General features: G+C 66.3%; 22 protein-coding genes. 10 read left to right on the plus strand and 12 right to left on the minus strand.

The window, feature by feature from the left end:
- Positions 1-18 precede the first annotated feature (18 nt).
- Together ACQ66H_RS11715 and ACQ66H_RS11720 are read right to left on the minus strand one after the other, a co-directional pair.
- The gene (locus ACQ66H_RS11715) at positions 19-645 is read right to left on the minus strand and encodes an L-threonylcarbamoyladenylate synthase (protein WP_430434175.1); all 627 of its coding nucleotides are present in this window, start codon (positions 643-645) and stop codon (positions 19-21) included.
- 36 nt (positions 646-681) lie between these two features.
- Positions 682-1,539: a 3',5'-nucleoside bisphosphate phosphatase gene (locus ACQ66H_RS11720; RefSeq protein ID WP_430434176.1), complete on the minus strand. Its 858-nt coding sequence runs from the start codon at positions 1,537-1,539 to the stop codon at positions 682-684.
- Positions 1,540-1,620: 81 nt separating this feature from the next.
- Here ACQ66H_RS11720 and gcvH point away from each other — a divergent pair, with 81 nt between their 5' ends.
- Positions 1,621-1,998 (plus strand): glycine cleavage system protein GcvH, encoded by a 378-nt coding sequence (gene gcvH, locus ACQ66H_RS11725; protein WP_304003352.1) that lies wholly within the window; start codon positions 1,621-1,623, stop codon positions 1,996-1,998.
- Positions 1,999-2,034: 36 nt separating this feature from the next.
- On the opposite strand, the gene ACQ66H_RS11730 is transcribed toward gcvH, so the two are convergent.
- Genes ACQ66H_RS11730 through ppx form a run of 6 tightly spaced genes read right to left on the minus strand, consistent with a single transcriptional unit; the run spans position 2,035 to position 7,723 of the window.
- Complete coding sequence (locus ACQ66H_RS11730) at positions 2,035-2,751, minus strand: GAF domain-containing protein (protein ID WP_430434177.1); 717 nt, start codon at positions 2,749-2,751, stop codon at positions 2,035-2,037.
- Positions 2,748-3,338 (minus strand): ABC-type transport auxiliary lipoprotein family protein, encoded by a 591-nt coding sequence (locus tag ACQ66H_RS11735; RefSeq protein ID WP_430434178.1) that lies wholly within the window; start codon positions 3,336-3,338, stop codon positions 2,748-2,750. The genes ACQ66H_RS11730 and ACQ66H_RS11735 overlap by 4 nt, the downstream gene beginning before the upstream one ends.
- A 12-nt stretch (positions 3,339-3,350) precedes the next feature.
- Positions 3,351-4,319, minus strand: a complete 969-nt coding sequence (locus tag ACQ66H_RS11740; protein WP_430434179.1) for an MlaD family protein — start codon at positions 4,317-4,319, stop codon at positions 3,351-3,353.
- A 2-nt stretch (positions 4,320-4,321) separates the two neighbouring features.
- Entirely contained in the window at positions 4,322-5,092 is a 771-nt protein-coding gene (locus ACQ66H_RS11745; RefSeq protein WP_430434180.1) for an ABC transporter ATP-binding protein, read from the minus strand.
- Entirely contained in the window at positions 5,089-6,210 is a 1,122-nt protein-coding gene (locus tag ACQ66H_RS11750) for an MlaE family ABC transporter permease (protein WP_430434181.1), read from the minus strand. The genes ACQ66H_RS11745 and ACQ66H_RS11750 overlap by 4 nt, the downstream gene beginning before the upstream one ends.
- Before the next feature lie 10 nt (positions 6,211-6,220).
- Positions 6,221-7,723 carry an exopolyphosphatase gene (ppx, locus tag ACQ66H_RS11755; RefSeq protein ID WP_430434182.1) on the minus strand — a complete coding sequence of 501 codons (1,503 nt, stop codon included), beginning with the start codon at positions 7,721-7,723 and terminating at the stop codon, positions 6,221-6,223.
- Between the two features lie 155 nt (positions 7,724-7,878).
- Here ppx and ppk1 point away from each other — a divergent pair, with 155 nt between their 5' ends.
- A complete protein-coding gene (gene ppk1, locus ACQ66H_RS11760; protein WP_020164880.1) occupies positions 7,879-9,975 on the plus strand; it encodes a polyphosphate kinase 1 in 2,097 nt (698 codons plus the stop codon).
- A 77-nt stretch (positions 9,976-10,052) separates the two neighbouring features.
- Positions 10,053-10,451: a hypothetical protein gene (locus ACQ66H_RS11765; RefSeq protein ID WP_430434183.1), complete on the plus strand. Its 399-nt coding sequence runs from the start codon at positions 10,053-10,055 to the stop codon at positions 10,449-10,451.
- 68 nt (positions 10,452-10,519) lie between these two features.
- Here the strand turns inward: ACQ66H_RS11765 and ACQ66H_RS11770 are convergent, their stop codons facing one another.
- Complete coding sequence (locus ACQ66H_RS11770; protein WP_430434184.1) at positions 10,520-11,173, minus strand: hypothetical protein; 654 nt, start codon at positions 11,171-11,173, stop codon at positions 10,520-10,522.
- 34 nt (positions 11,174-11,207) lie between these two features.
- Between ACQ66H_RS11770 and ACQ66H_RS11775 the strand changes: the two genes are divergently transcribed.
- The 6 genes from ACQ66H_RS11775 (at position 11,208) to ACQ66H_RS11800 (ending at position 15,162) form a co-directional block, all read left to right on the plus strand.
- Positions 11,208-11,552 carry a Spx/MgsR family RNA polymerase-binding regulatory protein gene (locus tag ACQ66H_RS11775; protein WP_425761871.1) on the plus strand — a complete coding sequence of 115 codons (345 nt, stop codon included), beginning with the start codon at positions 11,208-11,210 and terminating at the stop codon, positions 11,550-11,552.
- Complete coding sequence (locus tag ACQ66H_RS11780; protein ID WP_430434185.1) at positions 11,549-12,421, plus strand: Hsp33 family molecular chaperone HslO; 873 nt, start codon at positions 11,549-11,551, stop codon at positions 12,419-12,421. The genes ACQ66H_RS11775 and ACQ66H_RS11780 overlap by 4 nt, the downstream gene beginning before the upstream one ends.
- A 62-nt stretch (positions 12,422-12,483) precedes the next feature.
- The gene (gene minC / locus ACQ66H_RS11785) at positions 12,484-13,272 is read left to right on the plus strand and encodes a septum site-determining protein MinC (protein ID WP_430434186.1); all 789 of its coding nucleotides are present in this window, start codon (positions 12,484-12,486) and stop codon (positions 13,270-13,272) included.
- Positions 13,273-13,292: 20 nt separating this feature from the next.
- Positions 13,293-14,108 carry a septum site-determining protein MinD gene (minD, locus tag ACQ66H_RS11790; protein ID WP_430434187.1) on the plus strand — a complete coding sequence of 272 codons (816 nt, stop codon included), beginning with the start codon at positions 13,293-13,295 and terminating at the stop codon, positions 14,106-14,108.
- Between the two features lie 2 nt (positions 14,109-14,110).
- A complete protein-coding gene (gene minE / locus ACQ66H_RS11795) occupies positions 14,111-14,368 on the plus strand; it encodes a cell division topological specificity factor MinE (protein WP_019918050.1) in 258 nt (85 codons plus the stop codon).
- The gene (locus ACQ66H_RS11800; protein WP_430434188.1) at positions 14,365-15,162 is read left to right on the plus strand and encodes a fused MFS/spermidine synthase; all 798 of its coding nucleotides are present in this window, start codon (positions 14,365-14,367) and stop codon (positions 15,160-15,162) included. Before minE ends, ACQ66H_RS11800 begins: the two co-directional genes overlap by 4 nt.
- Before the next feature lie 74 nt (positions 15,163-15,236).
- Here the strand turns inward: ACQ66H_RS11800 and ACQ66H_RS11805 are convergent, their stop codons facing one another.
- The 3 genes from ACQ66H_RS11805 to ACQ66H_RS11815 form a co-directional block, all read right to left on the minus strand.
- Positions 15,237-15,560, minus strand: coding sequence for a c-type cytochrome (locus ACQ66H_RS11805; RefSeq protein WP_019918047.1), 324 nt, complete (start codon positions 15,558-15,560; stop codon positions 15,237-15,239).
- 12 nt (positions 15,561-15,572) lie between these two features.
- Positions 15,573-15,890 (minus strand): c-type cytochrome, encoded by a 318-nt coding sequence (locus ACQ66H_RS11810; RefSeq protein ID WP_304008106.1) that lies wholly within the window; start codon positions 15,888-15,890, stop codon positions 15,573-15,575.
- A 130-nt stretch (positions 15,891-16,020) separates the two neighbouring features.
- Complete coding sequence (locus tag ACQ66H_RS11815) at positions 16,021-17,010, minus strand: MDR family oxidoreductase (protein WP_430434189.1); 990 nt, start codon at positions 17,008-17,010, stop codon at positions 16,021-16,023.
- Positions 17,011-17,149: 139 nt separating this feature from the next.
- Between ACQ66H_RS11815 and arsS the strand changes: the two genes are divergently transcribed.
- Entirely contained in the window at positions 17,150-18,112 is a 963-nt protein-coding gene (arsS, locus tag ACQ66H_RS11820) for an arsenosugar biosynthesis radical SAM (seleno)protein ArsS (protein WP_430434190.1), read from the plus strand.
- Positions 18,113-18,122 lie beyond the last annotated feature (10 nt).

Here is an 18,122-nt window from a genome sequence, read left to right on the forward strand (position 1 = left end):
CAGAACGCGGCCGGCACGTCAGTCCAGGCCGAAGCGCGCGACGTCGCCCGCGCCGGCGCGTACCAGTTCGGGCGTGCCCGACGACAGGTCGATCACCGAGGTCGGCTGCGTACCGCAGTGACCGGCGTCGATCACCAGGTCGAGCTCGTGCTGCAGGCGCTCGCGGATGTCCTCGGCGTCGGTCAGCGGCAGATCTTCGCCGGGCAGCAAAAGGGTCGAGCCGAGCAGCGGTTCGCCCAGCGCCTCCAGCAATGCCGACACGACCGGATGGTCCGGCACCCGCAGGCCGATGGTCTTGCGCTTCGGATGCAGGATGCGCCGCGGCAACTCCCGCGTCGCCTCCAGAATGAAGGTGTAGGGCCCTGGTGTCGCGCTCTTGAGCAGACGGAACTGCGCGTTATCGACCTTGGCGAGGTTGGCGATGTCCGACAGGTCGCGGCACATCATCGTGAAATGATGATGCACATCCACGTCGCGGATGCGACGGATGCGCTCGAGCACGCGCGCATCGCCCATATGGCCCACCAGCGACCAGGCGCAGTCGGTCGGAATGGCCGCGAGCCCGCCATCCCGGAGGATGTCGGCGGCGTGTCGTATCAGGCGGGGTTGCGGATTGTCGGGATGTACGGTGAAAAGCTGTGCCACGTGGATGTATTCGTCAGAGGGTGTGGAAAAGCGGCATCAGGCCGGACAGGCGACACGCGAGCCAAGCTCGGGCGCATGCCACACCGGTTCGACACCGGCGGGCAGATGAGCGCCTCGTCCGAGGTCGATCGGACTTTCGTCCGGCGCATGGAAGTCGGACGCGCGCGAGGCGTAGAAACCGAAATCGCGGGCCAGCCGGGCGAAATGTCTGACCTCGGCGTCGCCGTGCGAGCCGGACACCACTTCGATGGCCTGCCCTCCGGCATCACGGAAGTCGCCGAGCAGGCGCAGCAACTGATCGCCGGAAATGCGATAGCGGCCCGGATGGGCGACCACGGCGACGCCGCCAGCGCCGCGTATCCACGCCACCGCCTGCTCCAGCGCCGTCCATTGGTGTTCGATGTAGCCGGGGCGACCGCGCACCAGATAGTTGTGGAACACCGCATGCACGTCCGGCGCATAGCCCTGCTCGACCAGCACGCGTGCGAAGTGTGACCGACCAACGAGCGACGGATTGCCGGCATGGCGCATCGCGTTGGCGTAGGCCTCGCGCACGCCCAGCGCTTCCAGCGCCTCGGCCATGCGCAACGCGCGCTCGTCGCGGCCGCCGCGCACGCTGGCCAGGCCCTGCTCCAGTGGCGCATGGCGCGGATCGATGCCGAGGCCGACGACGTGGATGGTGGTGCCGTGCCAGGTGACGGAGATCTCGACGCCGTCGATGAAACGCATGCCCAGCGCACGTGCTTGCTCGCGCGCTTCGTCGAGTCCGCCCAGATTGTCGTGATCGGTCAGCGACCACAGCTCGACGCCATTGGCCGCTGCGCGCGCGGCGAGCGCGGCCGGCGACAGTACGCCGTCGGAGTGGCAGGAGTGGCAGTGCAGATCGGCATTCATAACTTTGGGATTCTAGCAGGCGGCCGCTGACGGTCCTGCGCGGCTACAATCTTGCCCGGTCAAACCCACCAGGAAACAGCAATGAATCATCCGGACAATCTTCGCTACACCGACACACACGAATGGGTCAGGGTCGAACAGGACGGCACCGTGACGGTCGGCATCACCGACCACGCGCAGGATGCCCTCGGAGATGTGGTCTTTCTGCAGTTGCCCGATGTCGGCCGCACCGTCGCCCGTACCGAGGCGATGGCGGTGATCGAATCGGTCAAGTCGGCCTCCGACATCCACGCTCCGGTGTCGGGCACGGTCACCGCGGTCAATGCCCCGGTCGCCGACCAGCCCGAATCGGTCAATCAGGATCCCTACGGTGCCTGGATGTTCGTCATCAAGCCGGACAATGCGGCCGAACTTGACGAGCTGCTGAGCGCCGACGCCTACAGCGCCTCGCTCGGCTGACGCGACGCGGCGCCGGCCAGCCCCGGCGCCGATGATTCACTGCCGGCCGCGCTCCATGCGCTGGCCGTGCTTGCGCAGACTGGCAGACAGCTGGTCGATGATCTCGCCCGCCGCGCCGACGATCTGGTTGTTGCCAAAACCAGCCGCCTTCATTTCCCGATAGAAGGATTTCGCCAGCATGCGCGCCACCTGCGCCGGCTGCGCCGCGCCTTGCGAGAAGGCTTCCGCCAGCGCTGTCACCTCCTCGCCCTGCAGCGCCCGCTGCGCGAACTCCGATTTGACCAGGAAGGCCAGTTGCGCGGTCTGCACCGACTTGCCGCCGAACAGCGCGAGGCAGTCCAGCATGCCCTCCTCTTCTTCCGTGAATGCCGGCTGACCGCGACCGCGTCGCACGTTGATCACGCCCAGTATGCGTCCGTCAAGCGGCAACGGCGTGCAGATGAAGCTGCCGCCCTCGCCGCGCGCGCGGCCGCCGGCGTGCGGCGCGTCGGCGTCGATGACACGCCGCCCTCGCCCGCTGGCGAACACCTCACCCGCCACCGAACTGCCACTGCTCACGCGCGCATTGACCACTTCCTGCGCCAGTTCGCCACGCCAGGCCGCAATCCCAAGCACGGCATCGTGGCCCTCACCGTCGGCCAGCATGATGGTGACGCGCTCGCACGGCAGGCGCGCCCAGCACGTCTCGGCGACCTGATCCAATGCTGCCTGCAGCAGACCGTTATCGCGTGGCGCTGCATTTCCCGGATTCATGATTCGCACCTCCTGCTCAGCCCTTCCGCCTCCGCCCGATCAAGCCAGTCGGCGATCCGCACACCCAGTGCATCGACGCCACGCGACAGCGCCGCAACACCGGACGGCGCATCGGCGCCGAGCGCCTTCTCGGTCAGCGAGAAGCGCATGCGGTTGACGATGGTTCTGCCATTGGCGCCGACCAATGTGGCGACGCCGGATATCAACGCCGACGAGTCGTCCGGCCGGTCGAACACCTGTATGAACTCGTCCAGCTCGACCACCAGGCGGCAGGTAGACGGCGCACCCGGGCTATCCAGCATGCGTCGCAGCGCGACCGACAGCAGTTCGGCCGGTGGTGCTGCCCAGCGGCTCAATGCGTAACTGCGTCGGCGTGTTTCGCTCTCGTAGGCAAGGCGATAGTGGATGGCGGTGCCGTCCAGCCAATTCGGGGCACGCACGTCGGTCAGCACCGGCACGCGCGCCAGCGGGCGGGCGGCACGCTGGCTGCCCAGATCGTGAAGTTCGGACGTCGGCGAACGCGGCAGCAGCGGCCCGCACGCGGCCAGCGTGATCGACAGCAGCGCGCTCGCCCAAAGTGATTTCATCTCCGATGCTCCTCAGTCGCGCGCTCTGCCGGCGGCGGGATCGAAACCGGGCTCGCCGGGCCCGGGCTGTTGCGTCTCGCGCCCGAGCAGCAGCATCTGTGGCGAAGACTCGAGCTCGCCCAGCACACGTCGCAGCTGGCGGGCATCGCGGTTCGCTTCGTCGAGCAGCGTCTGCAGCCGCGGCAAGGTGTCGCCGTTGATCTGCTGCCCCATGCTCGCAGCCAGCGCATCGAGCCGCGATGACAACTGCTGCATCGACGCCAGCACGGTCCGCAGTTCCTGCGCCAGCGGCGCGCCTTGGGCGCTGACCGCCTCCAGCTGACCGAGGATGCGCCCGCTGCGTTCGATATTTTCAGCCGACAGGACTGTCTGAGCGCGTTGCAGCGTTTCGCGCAGATCGCCGGCGACGCCCGGCAGATGGACCAGCGTCCGGTCCAGGTGCGCAGTCGCCGACTGCAGGCTGCCCAGCGTCGCGCCTATGCGTTCGAGATTGCGGTCGTCGAGCAGCACATGCAGGCGCAACAGCACCTGGCGCATCACGTCCATCGTGTCGCTGGCCTTGTTGCCCAGTCCGCCAAACTGCGAACCACGCAGCGGGATGCGGGCGTCGGCCGGCGACAGCGGCGTCGGGTCGGAGCCATCGTCCGTCATGTCGATCAGCGCCAGACCGGTCACGCCGAGATAGCCAAGTTCTGCGCGCGTGCCGGCGGTCACCGGATAGCGCTCCGGAATCGAGATGCGGACGTGGATTTCGCGCGGGTTGTCAGGGTTGATGGAAATGTCCCTCACCTTGCCGACACGGATGCCGCGGTAGCGCACCTGAGCCTGCGGACTCAGGCCACCGACATCGGCCGTGGTCACCAGCAGGTACTCCTCTCCGGCGTCGTCCCCGCTGGACAGATACCAGATGGCCAGTCCGACGGCGACACTCATCAGCAGCAGGAACAGACCTGCAGCCAGTGCGTGGGCGCGGCTTTCCATGATCAGCTCCCGCTGCGCGCGAGCAGGCGCGACATGCGTTCGGCACAGAAGAAACTGCGGATGAAGGGATGATCGTGTTTCATGACGTGATCAAGTGGACCGTAAGCGAGTATACGTCGCTCGCCGAGCACGGCGACCTGAGTCGCCAGCGCCGCCAGTGTGTCGAGATCGTGGGTCACCAGCACCACGGTCAGACCAAGCTGATCGCGCAAGCGACGGATCAGCGCGACAAAGGCCTCCGAGCGGTCCGGATCGAGGCCGGCTGTCGGTTCGTCGAGCAGCAGCAGCTCCGGTTCGAGCGCCAGCGCGCGCGCCAGCGCAACCCTCTTGATCATGCCCCCGGACAGTTCGGCCGGCATCAGCCAGGCGTGCTGCGGTTCCAGTTCGACCATGGCGAGCTTGATCATGACCAGATCGTGGATGGCATCGCGATCGAGCCAGCGCAGTTCGCGCAGCGGAAAGGCGATGTTCTCCAGCACGTTGAGTGCGGAAAACAGGGCGCCCTGCTGGAACAGCACACCGAAACGACGCCGCAACTGGCGGTCGGCCAGCGCATCGCCGGAAAAGAGCGGCTGACCGAACACCCTTATCTGCCCCTGCTGCGGCCGCAGCAGGCCGATCACCTGGCGCAGCAGCGTGGTCTTGCCGCTGCCCGAACCACCGACCAGCGCCAGCACCTCGCCTGCCGGCAGAGCGAGATCCAGTCCGTCATGCACGACATTGCTGCCAAAGCGCGTGACCAGCCCGCGGATGTCGATGACCGCGTCGTTCATGTTGGCATGCCGATGTGACGCGTAGCAATGGCGAACACCGCGTTGACCAGGATGACGCAGGTGATCGCACTGACCACCGAACGCGTCGTATTGGCCGACAGGCTTTCGGTGTTCGGCTTCACCGTCAGTCCGAAATGGCAGGCGACCAGCGCGATCACCAGACCGAAAGCCAGACCCTTGCCCAGGCCGATGTAGAGATTGGCGATCGGCACTACGCGCGGCAGGGTTTCGAGAAAGAAACCGTAGCTAATGTCGAGCTGTATCGACGCCGCCACCATGCCGCCGAACAGCGCCGCCGACGAGGTCCACAGCACCAGCAGCGGCATCGCCGCCAGCAGTGCCAGCACCTTGGGCAACACCAGCCGCAACGTGGCCGGCACGCCCATCGTGGTCAGCGCATCGATCTCCTCGGTGACCCGCATCACGCCGAGCTGCGCGGTCATCGCCGAGCCGGAGCGTCCGGCCACCAGCACCGCCACCAGCACCGGCCCCAGTTCGCGCACGATGCCGATGCCGAGGATGTTGATGATGAACACGTCTGCGCCGAAGGTCTTCAGTTGCAGCGCCGACAGATAGGACAGCACGACGCCGATCAGGAAGCCCACCAGCGCGGTGATCGGCAGCGCCGTCACGCCGGTCTTGTACAGATTGGCCGACAGCTCGCGCAGCGGTGCGTCGTGCGGGCGACGCAATGCAGCGGCGAGATCGAACAGCATCTGGCCGGTCAGCGCGATCATGCCGATCAGCTGGCGCCACAGCGCAATGCCGACGCGACCAAGGGCGACAAGCGAATCGCCAAAACGCGATTGCGGTGCACCGGCGCGGCGGCGTACCCCGAGCGTCGCCGCCGACTCCAGCATCCTGCGCGTACGCGGATCAGCCTCCAGCCGGTCCGGCAGCCGGTCGCCCCAGCCACGCCACAGCACGCTGGCGCCGAGCGAATCGAGACGGCTCACGGCGGCGAGACTCCAGCTCTCGATGTGGCCTGTTTCGGCCGCGGCAAGTTGCGCGCGCAAGGCGTCGAGGCGTCCTTCCAGTCCCGTCAGCGTCCAGTCGCCGGCCAGCACGGCAACGCGCAACGGCCCGGACATCTCGAACGCAATCGTCGGGACGCCCATGATCTGGCGCTCAGGCGGCCGACTGGCCTTTGGCGCGCTGCGGACGCAGCTTGAGCTCGATGCCTATCGCCGCCCACAGACGCTGCTCGTCGTGCAGGCTGGCGGCAGTCAGCGGTGACGCCGCCAGCCATTCGGCACGAGCCGACATGACGTAGCCCGCGCCACTGCGGTCGAGGCGCAGCGGCAGTTCGTCGTAGTCGTCGCGGCTGCGATGCAGCAGCACGGCCAGCCGCAGACAAAGGATGAGCGGCCAGTCGCGCAGGTCGGCGGCGGCGGAATTCACCTTCTCCAGCTTGCCGCGGTGCGCCAGCACCAGCCGCGCGAGTCGCGCCTGGTCCATGCGCGAGAAGCCCGGCATGTCGGCATTGCCGACGATGTAGGCGCTGTGCTTGTGGTAGCCGGCGTGCGCCACCGAGATGCCCAGCTCGTGCAAGCGCGCCGCCCAGCTCAACAGGTGCAGGTCCGGATGATCGTCGCCGGCATCCGGCTCAAGCTGCCGGTAAAGCTTGAGCGCCGTGGCGTGGACACGATCGGCCTGACGCTGGTCCACCTGGTAACGGCGCACGAACTGCAGCACGGTCGCGTCGCGCAGGTCACGATGGTGATAGCGCCCGAGCAGGTCGTACAGCACGCCCAGCCGCAGCGCACCCTCGGAAAAACTCATGCGTTCGAGACGGAAGGCGTCGAATACCGCCGACATGATGGCGAAACCGCCCGCCAGCACCGGCAGGCGGTCCGGACGGAGCCCGGCCACCCCGAGACGATTCACGTCACCGACGCGCAGCAGCAGCGAACGCAGCTTGTCCATGCCTTCGCGCGTCAGCGCACCCTGGCACCAACCGTTCAGTTCCATGATGTCGAGCAGCGCGCGGGCGGTGCCGCTGGAACCCACCGCCTCGTCCCAGCCGAGCGACCGGTAGTCCTGCTCGATGGTTTCAAGTTCACGCCGCGCCGCCAGTTCGGCCTCGCGCAGCGACTTCTTGTCCATGCGGCCGTCGGGAAAATAGCGCAGGCTGAAGGCGACGCAGCCCATGTAGAGCGATTCGAGCGCCATCGGCTCGAAGCTGCGACCGATGATGAACTCGGTCGAGCCGCCACCGATATCGACCACCAGTTGCTGACTGGAAGGATTGGGCAGCGTGTGGGCAACGCCGACGTAGATCAGCCGCGCCTCCTCACGCCCGGCGATCACCTCGATCGGGAAGCCCAGCGCCGCCTCGGCCTGCGGAAGGAACTGCGGCGCGTTCTTCGCCACCCGCAGCGTGTTGGTGGCCACCGCACGCACCTGGTCCGGCGCGAAGCCGCGCAGACGCTCGTTGAAACGGGACAGCGCCTCCAGCCCCCTGAGCTGCGACGCCCCGTCGAGCAACTTGCCGTGCCCCAGACCGGCCGCCAGGCGGACGGTTTCCTTCACGCCGTCGAGCGGGTAGATCTGGTCATCGATCACCCGCGCGACCTGGAGCCGGAAACTGTTGGACCCGAGGTTGACTGCGGCGAGAAGTTCGTAGCTCATGCGGCGATGCAATAAAAGAGATCAGCGCGGAGTGTAGCAGCGCGCAAGCCACGCGCCGTCAAGCACGAGGCGCCCGGACGCTGTAATAATTCCATAGCACTTGTGTCACAAAATACCGGGTCGCATAACAACAACTTCAGAGACAGAAACCGATCATGCCGTCCATCCTGCCGGTGCCACGCTACGCACCCGATCACTTCATCAATCGCGAACTGTCGCTGATCGCCTTCAACCGGCGCGTGCTGGCGCAGGCGGCGGACGAACGCGTACCGCTGCTCGAACGGTTGAAGTTCCTGTGCATCGTGTCGAGCAACCTCGACGAGTTCTTCGAGGTCCGCATCGGTGGCCTGCGCGAACACATCCGCATGGGCGCCCGCGGTGTCACCTCGGACGGCCGCTCCGCGCAGGAAGCACTGCGGCTGATTGCCGCCGAAGCGCACCAACTGATCGCCGAACAGTATTCGCTGCTGAACGACGTCATCCTGCCGCTGCTGGAAAAGGAAGGCATCGTGTTCCTGCGCCGCGGCGACTGGACCGAAGCGCAACGCGACTGGGTGCGCGACTACTTCATGCGCGAGCTGATGCCTGTGCTGACGCCGATCGGGCTCGACCCCTCGCACCCCTTCCCGCGCGTGCTGAACAAGAGCCTGAACTTCGCCGTCGAGCTGGAAGGCCGCGACGCCTTCGGCCGCAGTTCGCGCTACGCCATCGTGCAGGCACCGCGCGCGCTGCCGCGCGTGATCAAGCTGCCGAAGGAACTGACCGGCGTGGACCACGGCTTCGTGTTCCTGTCGTCGGCCATGCACATGAATGTCGGCGATCTGTTCGAAGGCATGAACGTGCTCGGCTGCTACCAGTTCCGCGTCACCCGCAACTCCGACCTCTTCCTCGACGAGGAAGAGGTAAAAAACCTGCGTCAGGCGCTGCAGGGCGAACTGCCGCAGCGCCATTACGGCGACGCCGTGCGGCTGGAAGTTGCGGACAACTGTTCCGAACACATGGCGGATTTCCTGCTGCAGCAGTTCAACCTGACGCGCGACGACCTTTACCGCGCGCCGGGCATCGTGAACCTCGTGCGTCTGATGCAGGTGCCGGACTGGGTCGAGCGCCCGGATCTGAAATACCCGCCCTTTGTGCCGCAGGTGCCGCGCACAATGGAAAAGCGCTACGACATCTTCGCCATGATCCGCAAGCAGGATCTGCTGTTGCACCATCCCTTCCAGTCCTTCAAGCCCGTGATTGACCTGGTGCAGCAGGCGGTTGACGACCCTGAAGTCGTGGCGATCAAGATGACGGTGTACCGCACCGGAACCGATTCCGTGCTGATGGAAGCGCTGGTGCGCGCCGCGCTCAAGGGCAAGGAAGTCACCGTCGTGGTCGAACTGATGGCGCGCTTCGACGAAGAAGCGAACATCAACTGGGCGTCGCGCCTCGAAGAGGCTGGCGCACATGTCGTCTATGGCGTGTTCGGCTACAAGACGCACGCCAAGCTGCTGATGGTGGTGCGGCGCGAGCAGGTGGATGGCGTGCACCGCTTCCGCCGCTTCGTGCACCTCGGTACCGGCAACTACCACCCGCGCACCGCCCGTTTCTACACCGACTTCGGCCTGATGACCGCGAACGAGCAGATCGGCGAGGACGTGAATGAGGTATTCAAGCAGCTGACCGGCCTCGGACACGCCGGCACGCTCACCCATCTGTGGCAGGCACCCTTCACGTTGCACAGCAACGTGATCGCCGCCATCGGGCAGGAAGCGGAGAACGCACGTGCCGGCCGCAAGGGCCGCATCATCGCCAAGATGAATTCGCTGGTCGAGGACGAGACGATCGAAGCGCTTTACGCGGCCAGTCAGGCCGGCGTGGACATCGACCTCATCGTGCGCGGGGTGTGCGCGCTGCGCCCGGGCGTGCCCGGCCTGTCGGACAAGATCACCGTGCGTTCGGTGGTCGGCCGCTTCCTCGAACATTCGCGCATCTATCACTTCCACGCCGACGGCGAGGAAAAGCTCTACCTCGCCAGCGCCGACTGGATGGAGCGCAACTTCTTCCGCCGTATCGAGGTGGCCTTCCCGGTACTCGATCCGAAGCTGAAGCGACGCATCATGAAGGAAGGCCTGCGCCCCTACCTGCTGGACAACAGCCAGTCGTGGGAGATGGAGCCGGACGGCCGCTACCGCCGCCGAGTGTCGCGGGCGGCGCGCCACTGTGCACAGGACACGCTGCTGGCCGAGTATTCGCGCGGCGCTCTGTAAGCGCGTCACGGCACTCAAGCGGCGGGGGCGCGCTGCCGTAGACAGGGTGTGTGCCCAATCTCCGGAAGCGCCCCCAGGTGAAAGCTGTCCCCTCCATCGTGCTGATCGCGTGCGCAGTCCTTGTGGCCGCGTGCGACAAGTTGCCCATTCCCGATCCCAACCGCGCCGCAGCGCAGAAGGAACTGGAGGCCAAGGCCGTCGGCGGCGCCTGCCGCCACGCCGGCCGCGCGCTCGAGGACTGCTACGCCTTGAATCCGAAGGCGTCGAAGGCCGCCATCTTCGCCGGTTGGCGCGAAATGAACGACTACATGACGCAGAACAAGATCGAGGTCGTGCTGCCGACGGTCAGCCCGAAAAACACCCGCAAACTGAAGCCGGTTGACGCCGAAACGGTCGCCGACGAGGCAGTGGCGGACGACGCACCGGCCGCGAAGGAAACACACGGCAGCCGGAACCCTGCGCTGACCGCAGGCTGATCCTCAGACGACAGGACAATGAAAAAGGGCCAGGTAATCACCGGGCCCTTTTTCATTCGGCGCTGGACTCAGCGCGCGCTGACCAGTTCGCTCACGTCGCGTCCATCGACCCGCACCCGGGCCAGCGTGACGTCGCCGCCATCCATGCCCAGCGGTTCGATGCTGACGCGACCGGAATCAAGCAGTTGCTGCAGCCGCTGTTTGGCCATGCCCGAGGCACCCGCCATTTCAATTCCCTCCAGGCCGGCGGCGCGCACCCGCACGCCGTCCGCGTAGAAGGTGCTGCCATCGACCGCGTAGTGACGCTGCGCCGGCGGCTTCGGCGGGCGGAAGGCCGGCACCGCGACAGCAAGCGGCGCCGAGCGCTTGGCCGCGGCCTGCACTGTGGGCGAAACACGCTTCTTGGAGGCGATCTTGGCCGCAGGGCGGACCGCCGACTTGACCTGCTTGCCGCTGGCGACCGAACGCGCTGCAAGCGCAACATCGGCGGCAAACATCGAAAATCCGAAAACCAGCGTCAGGGCATAGAGGCCCGGGCGTCGAAACATCATGCACGTCTCCCACTGTTGATGCGCGCGAAAGACCTGAATAAGCCGATCAATTTCGCGTGCCAGTTTGTTGTTTCGGATAAATTTTCCAAATCTTAACCATTGCAGGACGATGACGCCAGCCCCAGGAGGCCATTCGTCACCCGCAGCAGGCGCCGGCGGTGCAACGTACAATGCGCGCTCTCCGGATTTCGCACCTCAACACCCCATGCTTCGCGTCTTCGGTATCAAGCGCTGCGACACCATGTCGCGTGCCTTCGCCTGGCTTGCCGACCGGCACATCGACTTCCAACTGCATGACTACAAGAAGGACGGCGTACCGGCAGACGCCCTGGCTGACTGGATACGCCGCGCCGGCTGGCAGGCCGTCGTCAATACGCGCGGCACCACCTTCCGCAAGCTGCCGCCTGACCAGACCGCCGACCTCGACGCCGATCGCGCATTCGCGCTGCTCAGCGCCAACCCGTCCGCCATCCGCCGGCCCATCGTCGACCACGGTGACGAACTGCTGATCGGTTTCGACCCCCAACGCTGGTCCGAGGTGCTCGGATGAGCGCACCTGACCTGATCCAGCGCTTCATGTTCGAAGGTCTGGACATCCGCGGCGCCCGCGTGCGCCTGTCCGAAGGCTGGCAGTCGATGCTGCGTGGCCGCGGCTACGGCCCGGTGGTGACGCGACTGCTCGGCGAAGTGACCGTGGTGTCGCTGATGGTGGGCGGCCAGCTCAAGCAGCCAGGTCGGCTGACAGTCCAGGTGCGCGGCAATGGCGCGGTGGGCATGCTGGTGGTCGATTGCGACCAGCAATTGCGCATCCGTGGCATGGCGAGTGCGCCGGCCGAGCTGGTCGAAGCACCGCTGCCCGAACTGTTGGGCGATGGCCATCTGGTCATGACCATGCAGCCGGAAAGCTCTCCCACGCCCTACCAGAGCGTGGTACCGCTCGAAGGCGCGACCGTGGCAGAGGTATTCGAGCACTTCCTCGAACAGTCCGAGCAGCAGCCCACGGCGCTGTGGCTGGCTGCCGACGGGGATACGGCGAGCGGGCTGTTCCTGCAGAAGCTGCCGGGCGCCGATCAGCGCGACGCCGACGGCTGGGCCCGTGTGTGCCATCTGGCCGCCACGGTGACGCCGGACGAACTGAAGACGCTGGACACTGAAACGCTGCTCGGCCGACTGTTCCACGAGGAGATACAGGCCGGCGGCATCCGCGTGTTCGAGGCACAGACGCCGCGCCATCACTGCCCGCGCGACGAGGAAAAGGTGCGTCGGCTGGTGCTGTCGCTGGGCCGCGCCGAGGTCGAATCCATCCTCGCCGAGAAGGGCGAGCTGCACATCCATGACGACATGTGCAATCACGACTACCGCTTCAGCGCAGCCGACATCGCCCGCCTGTTCGGCGATCCGCCGGCGGCGGTGCATTGAAACGCCGTGTTGCCCGCAGGTCGGGCACTGAGTAGACTTTCGACATTTCCCGCGGACTCCCCATGGCGCGCAAGCCCGATACTTCGGCCATAGAACTCAAAAGCGCCACGCTCGAAGCGATGCGTGCCGTGCTGCGCAGCGACGACAGCACGGCCATCGCCGCAGCGCTCGACGCGCGGCTCGGCAGCATGCCCGGCTTCTTTTCCGGCGAACCGGTGGTGATCGACTGCAGCGAACTGCCGGCCGACGCCCGCCCCGACCTGCCGGCCATCCGCGACGCCCTGGGCCGCCATGCGCTGACCGCCATCGCCGTGCAAGCCGCGTGCGACGCTGCCGCGGACGATGCGCGCGCGCTTGGCATGGCCGTGCTGGCGGCCGACAGCGCGCCGCGCGCCGCGCCCGAGCGCGAACCTGAACCGACGCCCGAACCGCCTGCGGCAGTAGCGCCCCCCGAGCCGGCGGCGGCGAACACACCCGCGGCGGTCGCCCACGAAGCGTCGCGACGCACCGAAATCATCGACAAGCCCTTGCGCTCCGGTCAGCGCATCTATGCGCGCGGCTGCGATCTGGTGGTGCTGGCCATGGTCAGTGCCGGCGCCGAAGTGATCGCCGACGGCAACATCCACATCTACGCGCCGCTGCGTGGCCGCGCACTGGCCGGCGCCTCGGGCGACACGCAGGCGCGCATCTTCACCACCTGCTTCGAGGCGGAACTGGTGTCGATCGCCGGCGTGTACAAGACCTTCGAACACACGGCCAGCGGCGAACTGTTGCGCCGACCGGCGCACGTGCGCCTGGAAGACCATTCGGACAAACAGGTATTGACCGTCGCCGCTTTGGCGACCACCTGAATCACAAGAGGGAGAACACAGTGACCCGTATCGTAGTCGTCACATCCGGCAAGGGCGGCGTGGGCAAGACCACGACCAGCGCCGCTTTTTCGTCCGGCCTCGCACTGCGCGGCAAGAAGACCGCGGTGATCGATTTCGACGTCGGCCTGCGCAACCTTGATCTCATCATGGGCTGCGAACGCCGCGTGGTGTATGACTTCGTGAACGTAATCCACGGCGAAGCCAACCTTACCCAGGCGCTGATCAAGGACAAGCACTGCGACAACCTGTTCGTGCTGCCCGCCTCGCAGACGCGCGACAAGGACGCGCTGACCGAAGAAGGCGTCGAAAAGGTGTTGAAGGACCTCGCCGACATGGGTTTCGACTACATCGTCTGCGACTCGCCGGCCGGCATCGAGCACGGTGCGGTAATGGCGCTCACCTTCGCCGACGAGGCGGTCATCGTGACCAATCCGGAAGTGAGTTCGGTGCGCGACTCGGACCGCATCCTCGGCATCCTGCAGTCGAAATCGCGCCGCGCGCGCGACGGCCGCGAGCCGGTGAAGGAACATCTGGTGGTCACCCGCTACTCGCCCAAGCGCGCCGTTGAAGGCGAAATGCTGAGCCACGTCAACGTGCAGGAAATCCTGCGCATCCCGGTGCTGGGCGTGATCCCGGAATCGGAAATCGTGCTGCAGGCCTCGAACCAGGGTACGCCAGCCATCCACATGGAAGGCAGCGACGTCGCCCAGGCGTACGAAGACGTGGTCGCGCGCTTCCTCGGCGAGGAGCGTCCGCTGCGCTTCGTCAACTACGAAAAGCCCGGCCTGCTCAAGCGCCTGTTCGGAGGGAAGTAAGCATGTCCCTGCTTTCCCTGATCTTCGGCCAGAAGCAGAAGACCGCTTCGATCGCGAAGGAACGCCTTCAGCTGATCATCGCGCGCGAGCGCGGATCGAACTCGGCGCCCGACTTCTTGCCGGCGCTGCAGCAGGAACTGGTGGCGGTGATTTCGAAATACGTGCGCGTGAACCCGGAAGACATCAAGGTTCAGCTCGAAAAGCAGGACAACTACGAGGTACTCGAAGTCAACATCGTGCTGCCCGAGCAGCGCAATTGAGCCTCGCCACGCTGTTCGGCAGCGGGCGCACGAAGACGCCGCGCAATTCGATAGACGTGTCCGAGGCGGCCGGCGTGCGCTACCTGCACTTTGGTTCCGAATGGGTGCAGGGCGCCATGCGCGTCGCGCGCCCGTTCGCGCTGGAACTGGAATACACGCGCGAAATGATGCTGCCGCTGCTGTTCGCGCCGCACGACGCGTGGCCGGCACGCGTGCTGGTGATCGGGCTGGGCGCGGGCTCGGTCACCAAGTTTCTGCATCGTTACTGCCCGCGGGCCGACATCACCGTGGTCGAGATCGATCCGCGCATGCCGGCCGTCGCGGCGATGCATTTTCGGCTCCCGGCCGAGGACGAGCGTCTGCGCATCGTCATCGACGACGGCGCGAAATTCGTCGCCGAAAGCGAGACGGCGTGGGACTTCATCCTGGTCGATGGCTATGACCACCGGGCGCGCGCCAATGCGCTCGATACCGCCGCCTTTCACCAGCACTGCCGTGCGCGCCTTGCCACGGATGGGCGTGTCAGCCTGAACATGTTTGGTCGCACGCGCGGCTTCCGCGCCAGTGCGCAGCGCCTGATCGACGCCCACGACGGGCGAGCGCTGGTGCTGCCCTCGCTCGACGAAGGCAATGCGATCTGCGTCGCCGGTGGTGCCGAGGTGATCGACCTGTCGCTGGACACGCTGCGCGAGCGGGCGCGCCATTTGCGCACGCAGACCACGCTCAATCTGGCACCAACCCTGAGCCGGCTGGAAAAGGCCGGCTACTGCCCGGGCGGCCGCCTGAAGCTCTGAACGGCGGCGCACGGCAAGCGGGGCAATAAAAAAGCCGGCAATGCCGGCTTTTTTATTGGAGCAGAGACACGAACTCAGCGACGGGTGACCAGCGGACCGGCCTGCGACGCGAAGTAGGCGGCCAGATCGGCCATGTCCTGGTCGCTCAGCGCACCGACCTGAGCCGCCATGATGGCGTTCTTGCGCGTGCCCTTCTTGTACTGCTGCAGCGCCTGCAGCAGGTAGTCCTCGTGCTGACCGCCGATGCGCGGGAAGGCCGGCGCCGGGCTGTTGCCGTCGGCACCATGACAGGCGGCGCAGGCAGCGGACTTTTCCTTGCCCTTGGCGGCATCGCCGGCGTGGGCGACGGACATGCCCACCATGGCGGCGAGCGCAACGAAAGCGAATTTCTTCATCATGGCCTGCGTTCCTTATTTCTGGGCGCCGTAGTAGGCGGCGAGGTCGGCCATGTCCTGCTCGGTCAGGCTGGCAGCGATACCGGTCATCGTCGGGTGCTTGCGGTCACCGTTCTTGTAGGCCTGCAGCGCGGCAACGATGTACTCCGGGTACTGACCGCCGATGCGGGGCACCTTGTAGGTCTTCGGGAATGCGGTCTGGTAGCCCGGAATGCCGTGACAGCCGACGCACATCGAAATCTTGTCCTTGGCTGCGTCGGCACTGCCCTCGGCAGCGAAGGCGAGCGGGCTGGCGCAGACGGCTACGACAGCAAGAAGGGTCCTGGCGCTCATCGAGTCTCTCTTCTTATGGGTTGAAGTGGATTCCTGCAAAATCGCGGCGCAGTTTAGCCAAGTACTTGATGAGCGTCAAAATTAGTGCGCCGCAACAGTGCTTGTCGCCCACGCCGCGGACCGCTTCCGGTCAGACCGCCGCCGTATCGACCACGAGGCGACCGCGCACCTGTCCGTCGATGAAGCGTGGCGCGACGGCGATCACGTCGGCAAGCGGCACCACCTCGGTCATGCGGTCCAGCAGGTCCATCGGCATGTCGCGCACGATGCGCGCCCAAGCCGCCTCGCGCGGTGCGCGGGCGACAGTGACGCTGTTGATGCCGTACAGCGTGACGCCGCGCAGGATGAACGGCGCGACCGTGGCCGGGAAATCCATGCCCTGAGCCAGGCCGCAGGCCGCCACCGCACCGTTCTCGCGCGTCGCCGCGCAGGCATTGACCAGCGTGTGCGAACCGACGCTGTCGACAACGCCTGCCCAGCGCTCCTTCGCCAGCGGGCGGCCGGGTGCCGACAGCGTGGCGCGGTCGATCACCGATTCGGCGCCCAAAGATTTCAGGTAATCGGTCTCTTCCAGCCGGCCGGTGCTGGCCACCACGCGGTAACCGAGCCGGGCCAGAAGCGCCACCGCGACTGAACCGACGCCGCCGCTGGCGCCGGTCACCAGCACCTCGCCGTCGCCCGGCTGCAGACCGTGACGTTCCAGCGCCATCACGCACAGCATGGCGGTGAAGCCGGCGGTGCCGACCGCCATCGCGTGCTTCGCATCGAGCCCGGCGGGCAGACCCACCAGCCAGTCGCCCCTCACCTGCGCGCGCTGCGCCAGACCGCCCCAGTGACCTTCGCCTACGCCGAAGCCGGTCAGCACCACCTGGTCGCCGGCCTTCCACAGCGGGTGACTGCTCTGTTCCACCGTGCCAGCGAAATCGATGCCCGGCACCATGGGCCACTTGCGCACGATGGGACTGCGTCCGGTGATGGCCAGCGCATCTTTGTAGTTCAGGCTGGACCAGCTGACGGCGACGCGCACATCGCCTTCCGGCAGCGCTGCTTCGTCAAGATCCTTGAGACTGGCGATCGTCTTGCCGCCCTCGCCCTGCTCCAGCAATATGCCTTTGAACATTCCTTCTTTCCTCCGGTCGTTGGCGTGGGTACGTCATCGATGACGTACCCCGGTGCCGGGCAAGCATACTGCACCCTGACCGTAAGGTTTTCCGCCCCCGGGCGGTCTGCTGCCGCACAGACATCGAGGACCCTCCTGCATGCACGCCACCCTGCCGCTGCTATCCCGCACCGATTTCCCGCCACTGCGCCGGCGTCGTACCGAAGTGCTGCAGGTCAATCTGGGCTACACCTGCAACCAGAGCTGCCTGCACTGCCACGTGAATGCGGGCCCGACGCGCACCGAACAGATGAGCGCCGAGAACATCCGCGCCGTGCTCGACTTCATCCGCGCCAGCGACATCCGTCAGCTCGACCTGACCGGCGGCGCGCCGGAAATGAATCCGCACTTCCGCAGCCTGGTCACCGAGGCGCGCGCGCTGGGCGTCGCGGTGATGGACCGCTGCAACCTCACCATCCTGTCCGAACCGGGTCACGAGGGATTGGCGACCTTCCTGGCCGAACAGGGCGTGCAAGTGACCGCGTCGCTGCCCTGTTACCTGGAGGACAACGTCAACCGTCAGCGCGGCAACGGCGTGTTCGCGCGCAGCATTGCCGGGCTGAAGCAGCTGAATGGGCTCGGCTACGGCCGGACGGACAGCGGCCTTGAACTGAATCTGGTGTTCAACCCGCAGGGTCCGGCCCTGCCGCCGCCGCAGGCCCAGCTGGAAGAGGCGTATCGCGAGCACCTCGGGCGCGAGTACGGCATCGTATTCACCCGCCTGCTGACGCTGGCCAACATGCCGATCCAGCGCTTCGGCTCGACGTTGGTGTCCAAGGGTCTGTTCTCCAGCTACATGGAATTGTTGCGCGGCGCCCACCGCGACGACAACCTGCAGCACGTGATGTGCCGAAACCAGTTGAGTGTGGACTGGCAGGGCCACGTCTACGATTGCGATTTCAACCAGATGCTGGGGCTGCCGCTGCGCGTCGAGGGGCGGCCGCGCACCCACCTGTCGCAATTGCTGGGGCGCGACCTCGACGGCAATTCGGTGGTGGTGGCCGACCACTGCTACGGCTGCACTGCCGGACAGGGGTCGTCCTGTGGCGGCGCGCTCAACTGAAGGGACGTTC

Origin of the sequence: Methyloversatilis sp. (assembly GCF_965284615.1) — a bacterium.
Taxonomy (GTDB): Bacteria; Pseudomonadota; Gammaproteobacteria; order Burkholderiales; family Rhodocyclaceae; genus Methyloversatilis.

What these genes read in the sequence shown, in the direction of transcription:
- ppx (WP_430434182.1), bottom strand. Translation starts at nt 7,723, where the DNA reads ATGAGCTACGAACTTCTCGCCGCAGTCAACCTCGGGTCCAACAGTTTC.
- ACQ66H_RS11720 (WP_430434176.1), bottom strand. Translation starts at nt 1,539, where the DNA reads ATGAATGCCGATCTGCACTGCCACTCCTGCCACTCCGACGGCGTACTG.
- ACQ66H_RS11745 (WP_430434180.1), bottom strand. Translation starts at nt 5,092, where the DNA reads ATGAACGACGCGGTCATCGACATCCGCGGGCTGGTCACGCGCTTTGGC.
- ACQ66H_RS11815 (WP_430434189.1), bottom strand. Translation starts at nt 17,010, where the DNA reads ATGTTCAAAGGCATATTGCTGGAGCAGGGCGAGGGCGGCAAGACGATC.
- minC (WP_430434186.1), top strand. Translation starts at nt 12,484, where the DNA reads ATGGCGCGCAAGCCCGATACTTCGGCCATAGAACTCAAAAGCGCCACG.
- ACQ66H_RS11775 (WP_425761871.1), top strand. Translation starts at nt 11,208, where the DNA reads ATGCTTCGCGTCTTCGGTATCAAGCGCTGCGACACCATGTCGCGTGCC.
- ACQ66H_RS11740 (WP_430434179.1), bottom strand. Translation starts at nt 4,319, where the DNA reads ATGGAAAGCCGCGCCCACGCACTGGCTGCAGGTCTGTTCCTGCTGCTG.
- minE (WP_019918050.1), top strand. Translation starts at nt 14,111, where the DNA reads ATGTCCCTGCTTTCCCTGATCTTCGGCCAGAAGCAGAAGACCGCTTCG.
- ACQ66H_RS11805 (WP_019918047.1), bottom strand. Translation starts at nt 15,560, where the DNA reads ATGATGAAGAAATTCGCTTTCGTTGCGCTCGCCGCCATGGTGGGCATG.
- gcvH (WP_304003352.1), top strand. Translation starts at nt 1,621, where the DNA reads ATGAATCATCCGGACAATCTTCGCTACACCGACACACACGAATGGGTC.
- ACQ66H_RS11735 (WP_430434178.1), bottom strand. Translation starts at nt 3,338, where the DNA reads ATGAAATCACTTTGGGCGAGCGCGCTGCTGTCGATCACGCTGGCCGCG.
- ACQ66H_RS11750 (WP_430434181.1), bottom strand. Translation starts at nt 6,210, where the DNA reads ATGGGCGTCCCGACGATTGCGTTCGAGATGTCCGGGCCGTTGCGCGTT.
- ACQ66H_RS11730 (WP_430434177.1), bottom strand. Translation starts at nt 2,751, where the DNA reads ATGAATCCGGGAAATGCAGCGCCACGCGATAACGGTCTGCTGCAGGCA.
- ACQ66H_RS11810 (WP_304008106.1), bottom strand. Translation starts at nt 15,890, where the DNA reads ATGAGCGCCAGGACCCTTCTTGCTGTCGTAGCCGTCTGCGCCAGCCCG.
- ppk1 (WP_020164880.1), top strand. Translation starts at nt 7,879, where the DNA reads ATGCCGTCCATCCTGCCGGTGCCACGCTACGCACCCGATCACTTCATC.
- ACQ66H_RS11780 (WP_430434185.1), top strand. Translation starts at nt 11,549, where the DNA reads ATGAGCGCACCTGACCTGATCCAGCGCTTCATGTTCGAAGGTCTGGAC.
- arsS (WP_430434190.1), top strand. Translation starts at nt 17,150, where the DNA reads ATGCACGCCACCCTGCCGCTGCTATCCCGCACCGATTTCCCGCCACTG.